The 14,407-nt window shown below is 42.4% G+C and carries 14 protein-coding genes; 4 read left to right on the top strand and 10 right to left on the bottom strand.

Translation table 11 applies throughout. From position 1 onward, the window contains the following. Positions 1–95: 95 nt before the first annotated feature. Positions 96–917, bottom strand: a complete 822-nt coding sequence (locus G4D73_RS00740; protein ID WP_213687139.1) for a protein kinase domain-containing protein — start codon at positions 915–917, stop codon at positions 96–98. Then, the gene (locus G4D73_RS00735; protein WP_005246731.1) at positions 904–2,415 is read right to left on the bottom strand and encodes a DUF3336 domain-containing protein; all 1,512 of its coding nucleotides are present in this window, start codon (positions 2,413–2,415) and stop codon (positions 904–906) included. Before G4D73_RS00735 ends, G4D73_RS00740 begins: the two co-directional genes overlap by 14 nt. Before the next feature lie 188 nt (positions 2,416–2,603). Here G4D73_RS00735 and G4D73_RS00730 point away from each other — a divergent pair, with 188 nt between their 5' ends. Then, the gene (locus tag G4D73_RS00730) at positions 2,604–3,476 is read left to right on the top strand and encodes an ATP-binding protein (protein WP_004280026.1); all 873 of its coding nucleotides are present in this window, start codon (positions 2,604–2,606) and stop codon (positions 3,474–3,476) included. Then, entirely contained in the window at positions 3,466–3,879 is a 414-nt protein-coding gene (locus G4D73_RS00725) for a DUF6176 family protein (protein WP_213687138.1), read from the top strand. Before G4D73_RS00730 ends, G4D73_RS00725 begins: the two co-directional genes overlap by 11 nt. Before the next feature lie 101 nt (positions 3,880–3,980). Here G4D73_RS00725 and G4D73_RS00720 read toward each other — a convergent pair whose 3' ends face one another. The 3 genes from G4D73_RS00720 to tsaD form a co-directional block, all read right to left on the bottom strand. Next, a complete protein-coding gene (locus G4D73_RS00720) occupies positions 3,981–5,024 on the bottom strand; it encodes a hypothetical protein (protein WP_213687707.1) in 1,044 nt (347 codons plus the stop codon). Between the two features lie 488 nt (positions 5,025–5,512). Next, positions 5,513–6,472: a sensor domain-containing diguanylate cyclase gene (locus G4D73_RS00715; protein ID WP_004646617.1), complete on the bottom strand. Its 960-nt coding sequence runs from the start codon at positions 6,470–6,472 to the stop codon at positions 5,513–5,515. Positions 6,473–6,676: 204 nt separating this feature from the next. Further along, on the bottom strand, positions 6,677–7,693 hold the full coding sequence (gene tsaD / locus G4D73_RS00710) for a tRNA (adenosine(37)-N6)-threonylcarbamoyltransferase complex transferase subunit TsaD (protein WP_005246735.1): 1,017 nt from the start codon (positions 7,691–7,693) through the stop codon (positions 6,677–6,679). A gap of 147 nt (positions 7,694–7,840) precedes the next feature. Between tsaD and rpsU the strand changes: the two genes are divergently transcribed. Together rpsU and G4D73_RS00700 are read left to right on the top strand one after the other, a co-directional pair. Further along, a complete protein-coding gene (rpsU, locus tag G4D73_RS00705; RefSeq protein WP_001136722.1) occupies positions 7,841–8,056 on the top strand; it encodes a 30S ribosomal protein S21 in 216 nt (71 codons plus the stop codon). A gap of 33 nt (positions 8,057–8,089) precedes the next feature. Continuing rightward, a complete protein-coding gene (locus tag G4D73_RS00700; RefSeq protein ID WP_213687137.1) occupies positions 8,090–8,536 on the top strand; it encodes a GatB/YqeY domain-containing protein in 447 nt (148 codons plus the stop codon). Between the two features lie 72 nt (positions 8,537–8,608). Here the strand turns inward: G4D73_RS00700 and G4D73_RS00695 are convergent, their stop codons facing one another. The 5 genes from G4D73_RS00695 to G4D73_RS00675 all read right to left on the bottom strand — a co-directional run bounded on the left by G4D73_RS00695 (position 8,609) and on the right by G4D73_RS00675 (position 14,361). Then, positions 8,609–8,968 carry a hypothetical protein gene (locus G4D73_RS00695; protein WP_213687136.1) on the bottom strand — a complete coding sequence of 120 codons (360 nt, stop codon included), beginning with the start codon at positions 8,966–8,968 and terminating at the stop codon, positions 8,609–8,611. 107 nt (positions 8,969–9,075) lie between these two features. Further along, complete coding sequence (locus G4D73_RS00690) at positions 9,076–10,518, bottom strand: M48 family metalloprotease (protein ID WP_213032099.1); 1,443 nt, start codon at positions 10,516–10,518, stop codon at positions 9,076–9,078. Positions 10,519–10,634: 116 nt separating this feature from the next. Further along, positions 10,635–11,600 carry a 2-hydroxyacid dehydrogenase gene (locus G4D73_RS00685; protein ID WP_213687135.1) on the bottom strand — a complete coding sequence of 322 codons (966 nt, stop codon included), beginning with the start codon at positions 11,598–11,600 and terminating at the stop codon, positions 10,635–10,637. Positions 11,601–11,622: 22 nt separating this feature from the next. Then, positions 11,623–12,267 (bottom strand): hypothetical protein, encoded by a 645-nt coding sequence (locus G4D73_RS00680; protein WP_213687134.1) that lies wholly within the window; start codon positions 12,265–12,267, stop codon positions 11,623–11,625. Positions 12,268–12,471: 204 nt separating this feature from the next. Next, on the bottom strand, positions 12,472–14,361 hold the full coding sequence (locus G4D73_RS00675) for a M48 family metalloprotease (RefSeq protein WP_213687133.1): 1,890 nt from the start codon (positions 14,359–14,361) through the stop codon (positions 12,472–12,474). Positions 14,362–14,407 lie beyond the last annotated feature (46 nt).

Below are 14,407 nucleotides of genomic sequence, written 5' to 3'. Positions count from 1 at the left end.
TATTATAGAGATCATTTCCAGCTGACAAGCCGTTTATCATAAAAAAACACTCGTTTGATTAAATAAGAAACAATTCAAGTTTTATTGTATTTTTCTCATTCAATTTCAGTCATTAAGTAGTCTTTCACAGCTTGAAAATCGGCCAATCTATGCTGCTTCTGCTTACTTAACATTTCTTCTAATAAGCCTTGAAAAGCCTGTAAGTGCTGCGGTAACTCAACTTTCAGACGCTGACAATGCAAAAAGGCCCAATCCAGATAATCTGTCGCCTGTAAACGCTGACCACTCAACCACTCATAAAAAATAACACCCAAAGCATAAACTTCACTTTGTAGGCTCTTGGCTTGGCCTTGGAACAGTTCCGGCGCCATATAACGCGGTGTCGCATTCAGTTCATGCAGGTCATTCTGATGGAGTATTTGGACATGCTCAAAATCAAGCAGGCAGACCCTGCCCTGATTATTTACAAAATGTTCCTGCTTTAAATCGGCATGCAAATAACCCAATTCTTGCAGGCAGATTAAAGGCTCCACAGCTTGCAGCAAATGTTGCCGAATTTGCGTGATGGATTGCTGATGCGGCATGATCTGAAAATGCGCCGGCGCATCGACCAGAATTAAGGCCTGCTCAAATTGTTCATGATTGATCTTGAAAGGCTGTTGAATAATTTGATGTGGAAGGAAAAAATTTAGATCACCTGAGCTGGCATGAGCCTGATAAAAATCCAGCTCATGTTGCCAGCCTAGTTCAGCATGTGGAGATGATATTAAACTATCAGATCTATGCGATATCTGGGTTTTTAGCCAGAGCGCATTTCCCTTGGCATAATAAAGACGCCGACCAAAACCCAGACTACGGGCTTTGGTTCGTAGTTCAAAATCAGAAATATCGAGATGATCTAAATTAAGTCGTGGCAATGTATTCAGGTATTGGATTAAGTGTATGCTGATAATTTAGCAGCTCCAGACAATGCTGAATAGTTTTCCCGACCCGTTCCTGAGTCTCAATGAGGGAGATTTTTGGCCAAGTAGCCCGCTCCCCTTCACGCTGTAAAATTTTAAACAGATACGGCCGCGGATTTTGCAACATATAGCTATAGTGGCGTAGGCTATATTTACCGACAATATTCACATCACCATAATAACGCTGGTCAACTACACCATAGCCATGATCCAGTAGACGGCGTACAGGAGGCAAGCTACCGGCATGTTCCCGGGCGAAATCCATCATTCCTTTGGTAATCACCGCGCCCTGACGGCGAACAATCCGTTGCGGCCAGCTCAAGGTACCTTTACGGAAACGTGAAATATCATCCTGCATGAATGGCACGATATGCGGGTTGGTCTGACTGGCAATGGTATAATTAATATTATACAGGCGTGCCATTTTCTCCTGCGGAAAATCACTGCGCACGCTGCCATCCACCCAGCGGGTTGAACCCATATAAGGCGTATATTGACCATCATAGCGCTTACTGGTCAAACGAACCGGTGGAAACAGAACCGGCACCGCACAAGACGCCAGTACCGCACTCCAGACCAGCAAATCCGGAGAAGTATAGGCATTTAAAATGCGTGCATCCTGTCCAGCATCATAAGGTGCAACCGCAATATTGATATGCAGACCTGAGGTTTTGAGTGCTTCTTCGAAGGTCAGATCACCCAGATTTTCGACCAGAAATTTTTTTAGATATTTTACATCCGCCAGACCACCATTACCTTTCATCAATTCACTCATGGTGCGGAAATGAAAAGCCTCATGAAAGAAATTATGGCCTTTCAAAATATCAATATATTGCGAAGGTTTGGATACACCTAACATGGCGGTCATGATGGCACCCGCACTTGAACCGGACATTACCTTCGGCAACAAGTCCTGCTCCATTAAGGCTTTGCATACACCAGTATGAAACAGACCCAGCGTCGAACCACCGGAAAACATCAGGGCTGGCTGGCCATAGGCGCGCTGACAATGCTGAAAATATTCGATTTTTTCTTCCATACTGAGACAGGTACAGTCTATTGAAGCAATATAGGCTAAGCCTTGGCTGACTTCTTCGACATAATCTTCAATAATTCTTTTAGTGCCCACATAGGCTTCGGTAAACAGTAGAGGATGGGCAATGTTAGCAATATCGTAGCTCAGGCCTTCGCGCAAAATATACATCAGGTCACGGGTGCGCTTTTGTTGTCGATAGCGTCGTAATTTACCCAGACGATGTGCGATCACTTCTGCATCAAAGTAGGGTGAACTGTTATCAAATTTCCATTCCTGTGCACCTGATTCTTCATCTATTTTCAGGGCAATATATTTCCATTCCTCATAGGACTCAGCCTGTTGCAGCTGCTGCTTGAGCTTTTTAATACGATAGGCCTGATGTGGATTAATATCCTGAGTAAAATCTTTAAACAGCATCTGCCTTTTCCCTATATTTATTCTTGATACAGCTCGTACCCAGAGCCAGAAAATGTGTACAAATTTTCTATCCTCTACAATAACGAAAATTCTCTACTTTAAGCAAATTATCATACTTTTCTGGCTTTGACTGTGAATTTTGCAATGGTACTATCTTAGCCATAATTTTAAATCTGTAATGTTAAATCATGGCGAAAATTGAGTTACCTGACCATATTTTAAATGCCCTTTCGACTGTTCTGCAGCAACTTCAGCAAAGTCTGCCCGAACTAAAACAAATTCCTGATTTTTCTGCTCATGCCTATAAATGGCAACATGGTGAACTCAAACCTATTCATCAGCTTAGACAGATGGAACTGGCCGATTTAAAAGGGATTGAGCGACAAAAAGAAAAAGTCATCCAGAACACGTTGCAGTTTTTAAACGGCTTACCTGCCAATGATGTCTTACTGACCGGTTCACGCGGTACGGGTAAATCCTCCATTGTTCGTGCCCTACTCACCGAGTATGCAGATCAAGGGTTACGATTAATTGAAATCGAACGGGATGATTTATCCGATCTGCCTCAAATTCAGCAACTCATTGCAGAGCGTCCAGAGAAGTTCATTGTCTACTGTGATGATCTGGCCTTTAATGCCGAAGATGAAAATTATCGCAGTTTAAAGAGTGTTCTGGATGGTTCTTTACAGTCCGGTTCCAGCAATTTTGTGATTTATGCGACCAGTAACCGTCGTCATTTATTACCCGAATTCATGCATGAAAATACGCCCGTTACCCGAGTTGATGTGCCGCAATATACTGAATTACATCCTCAGGAAGCGATTGAAGAAAAAATTTCACTGTCTGACCGCTTTGGTTTATGGCTGTCTTTCTATCCAATGGATCAGAACCTGTATTTGGAAATTGTCGAACATTACCTCAAAAAGGCAGGCATGGAACTCACGCCAGAAACCCGTGCTGAAGCCCTACGCTGGTGTCAGGCACGCGGTCAACGTTCAGGACGTGCTGCCTATCAGTTTTCCAAGCACTGGATTGGTTCAACCCAACTAAATGCCTCTTAACAACTTAAAAGCGACCGGTTCAGGTCGCTTTTTTCATATAAATCATTTATATAATGATGATACTCAAAAGAAAATTAAAATTATGGATGTCGGCGCAGTTCTCATTCAACTTAAGCCCTTACAAATGCAGCAAGTTCATGACTGGCAGCGTACTTTGAAAGCACGTCAAGACGAAGTAATTGAAACGCTTAAGGCTGAACAGGTTCATGTCGAGTCCTGGTTTTATCTGCAACTTCATGGTCAGGACTATTTGATTGCATATATGCGCGCCGACAATATTCAAAAAGCGCAAAATATTGCAAAACTCAGTACTTTCCCAATTGACCAAGTGCATAAACAGTTTAAAACTTCATGGCAAGCGGTTTATCCCGCCGAATTGTTATTGGATGCTACAGTTACCTGATTTATTAGCACGGCTATTCAAAATAGTTTTGTAATAAAGACTTCTCCCCAATCAATAATAAAAAAAGCCCTGGAAATACAGGGCTTTTTTGACATCTCGAATTATTTTTTATCACCGATAATGGTAGACCATAGCAGGTCATCAATTTCACTGCCATTGAAATAAACAGTAGCCTTCAATGATTCAGGCTGGTTCTGTTTGACCTCAATTACCTGATCATCGCTGTCCTTAATTCTAAGCACGCCCTCTTTTGGCAAATGCTTATAGTAATTTAATACGGTTTCATCCATTTTAAATGGTGTCGTGGTATTAAAATCAAAACTGTAACGATAATCTGCCAGATCAGGCTGACCGATAATCGTACCACGACTGGTTAAGGTACGAATCCCATTACTGCCACTGCCATAATCATCGACCAATCTGTAATTATAATTACGCACCTGCAGATATTCTTTGCTCTTTGTATCAAACGCGATTCCAGAAGTACCTGCCTGACCGGTCTCGGCGATACGCTGGAATTCCAACTGATCGATTTGATAAGATTCGGATTCACCCATGTTATTTTTGGTTTTACGATGCACAATTGTGCCAGAAATCAGGTAGTCGTCCTTGAGATTAAAATCTACATTTGAACCATAACGGACATTGCTAAAGCTTAAAGTCGTCGTGTCACCATTCACCGTCTGAGTAATGTTTGAGCCTTTACGGTAAGTTTTATCCAGAATAATACAGTTATCTTTATCTGTTTTTAATTTCAGGGTTTTGACCGAACCAGTGGTATTGACTTCCGAACAGATCAGATTTGGATATTTAATACTATTGATGCCCAGATTATAAATTTTGATGATACGTGCAGTACGCCCATAAGGATAATCTGCAAATACTTCTCCAATCATGTGACCTAGAGCAACGTTATAGTCGGTATCATTACTGGTATTTCCGGAAATTTTATCTCGAATTTTGTCTACAATGTCCTGATCTTTAAGCAGGACAAATTCCTCTGAAAGCTCAGAGGAAATACTTTCTTTCGGAACATTTGGAGGTGTAGTGACAGTAGGACTGTCTGAGCTACTTCCCCCACCACCACAGGCACTCATTAAACCCGAGACAAGAGCGAGTCCAAAGATAGAAATCTGCTTTTTTATAAAATTTATTCCCTAAAATTTCTTTGCATTTTTATTTGGTGATCACTAAAGATTGGCCATCTCGAAACTGAACAGCTCAAATGCTATTTCTGCCGGTAATGTTTTTTCTTGGCAACCAGTTTTATCCTTAGATAGCGCTTTATTTTTAAACAAAGAAATTTTTGGTTCTGTAATTTTAATGTATATTTCAAACAACAATTATCATAAGAAATGAAGTGCTTATTTGAAGCTCGCTCCTTACCAGAGTCACTTTTCAACACGATTAAAGCGCATTTAATTAGGTCAATTTACTTTGCAACAAAGCTTATAAAATTTGTAATGGTTAAGTTAAAGATGGATTGAATTTTCTTTTTATGGAGAATCATGTTCAACTTCTACACATAGGTATGAAGGAGAATATTAAAAGATAGGATGACTTTAGAACATAGAAAATGATCATTTTTATAATATGAAATACTTAATTATTTACAGAAGATTTAAAGCGTCAATTATTTTAGATTGGTCACGGATTCACTGAATTTTTTCCGACGCTTATATTCAAACATGTTCTGATCCGCTTGTGCGAGCGCTGCAAATAAACCATGACCAGGATGACGCATCGCCATACCAATCGCTGCGCCAATGTTTGCTGCTGCAAAGGCATTAATTAAACGATCCACTAAACTTTCAGTACCCGTTTCATCATTTTCCACGCTAAGAATCACAAACTCATCACCACCCAAACGAGCAACAATATCATTGATCCGTACATTATCTCGTAATATTTGCGCTGCATTTTGAATCAGTTTGTCACCTTCATCATGACCTAAATTATCATTCACTTTTTTTAGGTCATTCAGGTCAATAAATAATACAGCGGCGGGATGACCATATTGCTTGCAACGCTCTTCTTCTGCTCGCAGCAGTTTTTCCCAAGCGCGACGATTATATAGCCCGGTCAATTCATCTTTACTGGCTTCTTCCTGCAATAATTCATGCTGTCTCATCTGCTCACTCTGACGTAATTCTGCCTGCAAGATCGAACTGAGTAATTGTCCCAACAACTCGACCAGTTGTATATCTTGCACAATAGCTTCTGATTTGGTTTCTGGATCAATCGCACAGAGCGTTCCAAACAAACTGCCATCTTCTTTAAGGAGTGGCTGACCAATATAAGATTTTATACAGACCTGCTGATTAATCGGCGCTGTGGCGTATAAAGGAATTTCTTCAGAGCGGGGTGCAATTCTCGGGGCCTTACCTGCGACCATATGAGAACAAAAAGAATCAGCCCACTGAAACACCTGGCCGGGTCGTATATCATAACCATGATCTTCACTTTGCAGCACAATCCAGTCTTGGCCTTCTACCCGGGTGATCATCCATAAATTAAAGCCAAAATGCTGATGCAGAAACTTTAACACTGCCTCTCCAGCATCCTGAAAACTTTTGAAATTTATATTTTCCATCCGAGATTGCCTCTGCTGTAAACCTGTAAAAATATGCATGATATCAACTTAAGCTATTAAACTATTTTTATAGTTTCAATAGAATATAAGAGCTCTAAATACAGCCATAAAACTATATATTTACAACATATCGTTGCTATAAGTTTTCATTTAAAAATTCACAATAAAAAAGAGGCCTAAGCCTCTTTTCTTCAAGCCTGAAATCTATGCCTCTGTCGGATTAGTCAGTTCCGTCATTGGCCAGCGCGGTGTGGTGGTCACCGCCAAGCCATCATGCTGCCCTGCTTTGAGACGCTGATAGCCCGCAAAAGCAATCATGGCACCATTGTCTGTACAGAGTGCAGGTTCAGCATAATAAACAGATGCACGGATCTTGGCTAAATCTACTTCTAAACGCTCACGTAAACGCTTGTTGGCACTGACACCGCCCGCAATCACCAGACGTTTAAGACCTGTTTGCTTCAGTGCTTTCACCGACTTTTTCACCAAAGTATCAACAATGGCTTCCTGAAAACTGGCAGCGATATCGGCATCACGATTTTCATCACCCAGTTTTTTCATCTGTACAGAAACAGCCGTTTTTAGACCACTGAATGAAAATTCTAGGCCTTGATGCAGCATTGGACGCGGGAATGCAAAGGCATTCGGGTCACCCTGCTCCGCCAGTTTGGAGATATTTGGACCACCTGGATACGGCAGACCCATCATCTTCGCGACTTTATCAAATGCTTCGCCTGCCGCATCATCAATAGATTCACCCAAGAGTTCATACTGGCCAATGCCATAAGCTGCCATAAGTTGTGAATGCCCACCTGATACCAACAATGCAACAAATGGAAACTCAGGTGGAGTTTCTGACAACAAAGGTGCCAGCATATGACCTTCCATATGATGCACACCAATTGCGGGTTTATTCAATGCAAAGGCCAAAGTACGACCAAACAATGCACCTGTCATGAGTGCACCCATCAGACCCGGTCCGCGCGTATAAGCCACTGCATCAATTTCTGATTTTTTCACGCCGCTCTGTTCAAGCAGCTCATTGATGAGTGGAATCAGTTTACGCACATGATCACGTGACGCCAGCTCTGGAACTACACCGCCATATTCTGCATGCAGTTTAATCTGGCTATAAAGCACCTGTCCGCGCAAACCCAACTCGCTGTCATACAGCGCAAGTCCTGTTTCATCACACGACGTTTCCAAGCCTAAAACGATCATTAAACTGCCTATAACCTGTATCAATTCTATTGCAGCAACTATTATAGACTTGTGGTATGAGATGTAAATGAGTAAAATACTGACCTTCACTTGTGATTGAGGGCAATTCAGCCCGAGATCTTACCCTAACTGATATGAGGATTCTTCATGCCACAAGTTAAATTGAAAGAAGGCGAACCAGTAGACGTAGCTATCCGTCGTTTCAAACGTTCATGCGAAAAAGCGGGTGTTCTTGCTGACGTACGTAAGCGTGAATTCTACGAGAAACCAACTCAAGAACGTAAGCGCAAAAAAGCTGCTGCTGTTAAACGCTACCAAAAGAAATTGGCGCGTGAATCAGTACGTACGACTCGCCTTTACTAAGATTAATTTGTGATTGATTGCCTGGAATAAATAATGACGACTTTAAAAGACCAAATCACGGATGTCTTGAAAGCAACAATGCGTGCCAAAGAAATGTCCAAGCTGACGGTCATTCGTAGTCTACAGGCAGCAATTAAGCAAATCGAAGTCGATGAGCGCAAAGAACTTGACGACGCTCAGGTTCTTGCGGTCATTGAAAAACAAATTAAACAACGTAAAGAATCGGTTAAAGCCTTTGCAGGCGCTGGCCGAGATGATTTAGCTAGTAAGGAACAAGCCGAAATTGAGATTTTGTCTCAGTTTCTACCAGAAGCTATGACTGAGGAAGAACTTGATTCCATGATTGCGCAAGCTATTGCAGCGCAAGAAGCTACTAGCATGAAAGATATGGGTAAGGTGATGAATTCTCTGCGTCCGCTCATAGCCGGGCGCGCCGATCCTGCACAAGTTTCCGCCAAAATCAAAGCGCAACTTGCTTAATCCCTACTCTCTAGCATTTTCTCTTTAACGTTGAACTGCCTTTAATCATCAAAGACAGTTCTTGACGTATTCTCATTGCAAATTACAATCGACCTGATAACGCTTAAGTAATTGCATCTCTTTAGACGATTTCACTTCTATAATTACATCCCGTTTGCTCATATTTTGAAACTGACGATCCAGATAAGGACGATTCTGGTCAGCGGCCTGATATAAACGATCAACATAACGTCCTACAATTCCACAAAATTTTGCATTCTGCTCAGGACTAAATCCCTGTTGCTGCGGATTTAAACCACTTAAAAACTGACGCGATTCCTTTTTATAATCCGCATTAATTCGTTCTATTGCTTCTACATATTCAACTGCACTCGCAGCAAAAACCCCATAACTCCACCCCAGTAGACACACGCCCAATAGTATTTTTTTCATATTATGCTTCAGTTTGATTCACGCTGATCTTTCAAAAAGATTGTAGCCTGATTGAATATATTCTTGCTATATCATCCTGATACAAAAACTTAAAACCCAGTTCAGCTTTAAATCTTATATTGATGTGCCTGCTGCATCTGCTTCAGACGCTGGCGAATGGTGGACGATAAAGATTGATTATTCTTTACGCTACGCTGTGCATGTAATAATGATTTGATGGCAGTTTCTTCATATCCTGACCAATATTCTACTTCTGCACGATAGCGCAGCACATTGGCAGCCTTAATCGGCGAATCTGGCTCTGCATTGGCAGCCAGTTGCATTAGTCGCCAGCCACTGACATCCCGTGAATTGGCATTTAGAAATCGCTGCACTAAAACTTTTGCTTTATCGGGTTGCTTGGCGCGAATCAGCACTTCTGCATATTTATAATTGAGCGCTCGATTTTCCGGCATGATCCGCGCTGCTGACGCTACACTTTCCAAAGCTGCATCAAGCTGGTTCTGAGCTAAATAAATATCAGTCTGGAATAAAACCTGTAAAGGATGCATCTGGTTATGCTTTTTTGCTCGATCTAAAGTGGCCTGCGCGGCCTGGAAATCACTTTGCTGTATTCGATAGGCAGTTAAGGCAAGCTGGCCTGCAAAATTATTTTGCCGGTCCATCAGGATAAGCTGCTCTGCATTGGTCTGACCAGACAATACCCTGCTATACCACTTGATAATGTCAAAGTCTTGGTCATTGAGACTGCGTTTCACCGCAGGAAGCTGGTTGGCACGTAAACGTGCTTCACTCATACGCTCGGTGGTGAGTGGATGAGTGAACCAGAAATCCGGCAGAAAGCTTAAGCGGCTGGTCGAGCGATGCATGACCTCAAAGAAATCTGCCATACTATGCGGGTTATAACCGGAACGATACATATATTGCATACCAATCCGGTCTGCCTCACGCTCCTGATTACGGCTATAGGTAAGCTGTTTATCCAGAAGTGCTGCCTGTGAACCCATCATGACCGCTGTGCCGACATCGCCATCTGCCTGAGAAGCGACCAAAGCACCGACGAGAATTCCGGCTAGCGCCAGTAAACCTTGCCCTTTAAATGCATCCTGAGAGCGACTGTAATGACGTTGTGTGACATGTGCAATTTCATGCGCCATCACTCCTGCCACTTCATCCATGTTTCGGGCTGAATTAATCAGACCAGCATTAAGTGCAAAGAGGCCACCCGGTACGGCGAAAGCATTAATTTGGGGATCATTAATGACCAGCAAACCGATCGGCTGTTGCAATTGAGTCTGACTCAGGATATGAGAAAATACTGAAAGCAACTGATCTTCAAGCCATGGATTTTGCAGGACCGGCATTTGTTTATGCACTTCACGATAGACTTTTTCACCGATCATTTTTTCTTTTTGTTGATCGAGTAAGCCGACGCCTGTACCAATATCAGGCACAGAAAATTGTACATTTACTTGATTAAAATCATGGTTAGAGCCGTGCCCTGCTACCATATACAGACTTAAGCCACACGCCAGCGCCAATCGTTTCAATGAAAAATCTCTAATCCTGCCGATCTAATTTATCTTGAATATAGCATTGAACAATGAGCAGAGACGCAAGAAAATGTTATTTTTTAATACCATTTAAACGACGAATCAGATGCATTTTAAAATTCCGGATTGACCACATAACGGGGCACTCGTCCTTCCAAGGCATCAACAAGATTCTGATAGGCCAGTTCTGCCATTTTTTTACGGGTGGCTGCAGTGGCCGAACCCACATGTGGCAATGTAACCACATTATCCAACTGGAATAATTCCGATTCTTTTAACGGCTCTTTCTGATACACATCCAGACCGGCAGCAAAAATCTGCTTAGCTTTTAAAGCTGCAATCAATGCCTGTTCATCAATGACCGAGCCACGTGAAATATTGACCAATACTGCATGGGATTGCATTTTCGCCAATTCCGCTGCTGCAATCAGGGCTTTGGAATCCGCATTCAAATCTACTGCAACGACCACAAAATCAGAACACTGTAACAGTTCATCAAGCTGGCAATATTGCGCATTCAACCCTTGAGCGAGTTCTGGTTTTTCCCGGCGATTATGATACAGAATATTCATATTAAAACCATAAAAACCACGACGTGCGATTGCAGCTCCAATATGACCGAGACCAATAATTCCGAGGGTTTTTCCAAAAATATCCATACCAAATTGTGCTTCGCCCACGGTACGCTGCCATTGTCCCTGCTTGGTCCATTGATCCAGGTAAGCCACTTTGCGTGCTGCTGACATCAGTAAAGTGAAAGCCAGGTCAGCAGTGGTTTCAGTCAGTACATGCGGCGTATGACTGAGATAAATTTTCTTTTCATTTAAATAATCCAGTTCATAGTTGTCATAACCGACACTGACACTGGAGATAATTTTTAACCGGGTGGCACTGGCCAGATTATCGCGATTCAACAAGCGCCCTGCGCCAATCATGCCATCAGCATCCTGAACCTGCTGCAAAAGCTGTTGATTCACATCGCCTAGCTTCGGTTGTATATAATTAACCTGATAATTTTGTTCCAGCTTGTTTTGAATATCAGTATCAATTTGACTAAATACAACCACTTTTTGTTTCATCTATTTTTATTCCACAGCAAGATTATTCCAGACTGGCAGTCCTATTTTGCATAAACTGCCATAAACGTTTTTTTAGAATCGGCTGATCCAGCATTTCTTGTAAAGATGCCAACTGGATCATTTTCGTATTTGATATATGCGCTACAGGCCCGAGGAAAATAATATTTTTCTCTGCACTCATTCCATCCAGAAAACCCTGAATATAGGATTCTACACCACGTCCATCCTGAACATTGGCCCAGGGAAATGGCCAGTTCAGCTCATGAAACTCACCTGGGACTGCACGCTGGATATTGCCCCATAAATTCTGGGTGTCTTCGGTCATTGCAGTTGCATCAATCACGATACTGCAATGTGCTAGACTTAAAGCCTGTAAACTGAATGGCGGGATCTGTACGATTTCACGCTGTTCCTGAACAGGTGCAATGTGAGTCGGTGCCGCAGGTGGTGTATCAACCTTAAGTGCAACGCTTGGCTCAGGCTCAGGAATCGGTAGATCAGCCAACGCCTCTATTGAAGCAGGCTGAGGCAAGACGATATCGGTGTGAAATTCAGGTGCAGCCTGATCACGCCAGATCGAAACCTGATGCGGCTGACATGCGCTGTCCCTAGGAATCCAGAGATCGATTCCTAATGTTGCCAGTATGTCACGCTGATGCCCAATCATCTTTTCATCATCACCAATTTCAGGCTGAACATTTTAGCCGGATTGCCTGTGCTTTGCCGAACTTTTTCAGCTTTTCTTTTTTATCCTGATGGATTCTAGTACAAAGTTTAGCTGCATGTTAAAACCTGTATTTTTAATACACAATTAAACCATCCCTGCTGTTATAACAGATTCCGGCTAAAGCTGCGCGTTCTCATTTATTTTCTACAGAATGGTTAAACTGTTCTTCTTTAACATTTGCTGAACGACCTGTTCTGCCTCAAAACCCAAGCGCCAATATAACAGCTCCATCACGTCCAACTCATCCTGTGTCACGATACGATCACTCCACAAACAGGCCTCTGCAATACCTAAAATACTGAGGCGATCACGCAATAACAGCCCCGCAATATCATTCAGGATTTCTGCTAGATCAATCGGCTCATCAGAAATTTCATTATATAAGTCCAGTTCCTGAGCGGTCAGAATCCGGTTTAAAATTCGCTCCCGAACCTCAAGCTGGTTGCCGCTATTAATCTGCTGTACATGCAGCAAGGCGTCAATCAAACGTACAATCTGTGGCTTGACCTCATCGAGTGCGGTAGGCGTATGTGCAGGAAGCAAATTAAGTTCGTATTTCACACATTCCAGTAATAATGCATCCAACAGGCCAATTTCGCCATCTTCCTGAATGATCCGTGCCAGCTTCATCAAAAACTGCCGTGCTACAGTTGTCGGCATGCCACCAATATTCTTGCAGGCTTGCTGAAAAATCGAAATATGCACCCGCCCGTCCAGATTGAGCAATGAATCTACAATGGCACGGCTGACTTCAGCCTCAGTCGGAATAAATTCACGATATTGACGAATCATTAAAATGGCGACCATCACTTCACGAGAACCGGTTGCCGTTTGTAATGCACGCTCAATCAGTTCCGGACGTGGCATCTTGAGCCGAAGTTCCGGATTCAGTGGTTTGATCGCATCTTTAATCGCAAAACTGATCGGAGACAGCCGCAATAATGGCAAAGGTTGTGGCGAGCTCCAGCTCATTGCAGTTTCAGGCACCACTTCTTCCAAAGAACGGAATAAACTAAACAAAGGCTGATTCTTGAGTTTTTTCAGGTTTTCAAGCTGTAAGTCCTGAATCAAGGCAGGATTTAATTCATAAATCCGTTGATTAATATTGGGATGAATATTCAACCAGTTTTGCGGGCTCAAGGAATTAGCAAAGCACATATGTGAAATGGATTCAGCATATTCACTATAAATCTGGGATCCAGAATGATGCACATGAATTCTGAGTAAAGTCTGAATATTGGCATCATTTTGAATCAGGCGTCGGGTCTTTCGATCATTTTTATAGGTCCGACCACCGAGTGAAATATATTTAATGAAACGGGAAATCAAAACACCCAAACTACCAATCAGCCAGATCACCGCACCGACTGAAACATAGAAAGTTTCGAACTTGTTTTCACGAGGACTACCCGCTCGATAAAAACCGGACTTGGCAATCTTACTGCCACACTGACTAAACGTAGTTAAACTGCTATACAGAATTTTCAAACGGGTATTTTCCGCAGCTTCACCAGACAGGATTTTATTGAATTCATGGCTGAGCAAGCCATACAGCTCGACTTTATCCAGTGTTTGTATCGCACCCCAAGTCAGGATAATTGCGGTATCCCGCGGACTAAACCCTGCCGTCAATGCATTGACACCAACTTCATCGGGCAGCACATATACCGCCGGAACGTCAATCAGAAAAGTCTCTGACAGTTGCTGGTTAATGTGCAGTGCAGCACTTTCTTCTGGAATACTGTCCATCGGACTCAACCGACGCGCACCTAGCTGCTTCGCCAGCGAATAACCGCCATTCCGAAAAATATAGAATTCATAGATGACCGAGATCATCATGGCACATAACAGCAAAGCAATCAGATAAGGACTCAGCGCATGCCAGAAGATTGACTGGCTAGGATCAGTATAAAAAACAAAGAGACCAACAACGGTATTAATAATAAAAATAGTCAACAGAATTGCAATCAGGCAAAAACTTACAGGTAGTACTATATTTTTGTTTTTTATAAAATCGTATCCTACGTTTCGCAATGCAGAACCCTAAAATGATAATTTTCAATGGGCTCATCATAAAACA

Source organism: Acinetobacter sp. WY4, assembly GCF_018438165.1.
Taxonomy (GTDB): Bacteria; Pseudomonadota; Gammaproteobacteria; order Pseudomonadales; family Moraxellaceae; genus Acinetobacter.
Note: the sequence above shows the minus strand (reverse complement) of the source record. Positions and strands in the feature narration are given on the sequence as shown.

Excerpts from the sequence above, each read along its gene's own strand:
- G4D73_RS00715 (WP_004646617.1), bottom strand. The coding sequence starts at position 6,472 with ATGGAAAATATAAATTTCAAAAGTTTTCAGGATGCTGGAGAGGCAGTG.
- G4D73_RS00730 (WP_004280026.1), top strand. The coding sequence starts at position 2,604 with ATGGCGAAAATTGAGTTACCTGACCATATTTTAAATGCCCTTTCGACT.
- tsaD (WP_005246735.1), bottom strand. The coding sequence starts at position 7,693 with ATGATCGTTTTAGGCTTGGAAACGTCGTGTGATGAAACAGGACTTGCG.
- rpsU (WP_001136722.1), top strand. The coding sequence starts at position 7,841 with ATGCCACAAGTTAAATTGAAAGAAGGCGAACCAGTAGACGTAGCTATC.
- G4D73_RS00735 (WP_005246731.1), bottom strand. The coding sequence starts at position 2,415 with ATGCTGTTTAAAGATTTTACTCAGGATATTAATCCACATCAGGCCTAT.
- G4D73_RS00700 (WP_213687137.1), top strand. The coding sequence starts at position 8,090 with ATGACGACTTTAAAAGACCAAATCACGGATGTCTTGAAAGCAACAATG.
- G4D73_RS00695 (WP_213687136.1), bottom strand. The coding sequence starts at position 8,968 with ATGAAAAAAATACTATTGGGCGTGTGTCTACTGGGGTGGAGTTATGGG.
- G4D73_RS00725 (WP_213687138.1), top strand. The coding sequence starts at position 3,466 with ATGCCTCTTAACAACTTAAAAGCGACCGGTTCAGGTCGCTTTTTTCAT.
- G4D73_RS00680 (WP_213687134.1), bottom strand. The coding sequence starts at position 12,267 with ATGATTGGGCATCAGCGTGACATACTGGCAACATTAGGAATCGATCTC.
- G4D73_RS00685 (WP_213687135.1), bottom strand. The coding sequence starts at position 11,600 with ATGAAACAAAAAGTGGTTGTATTTAGTCAAATTGATACTGATATTCAA.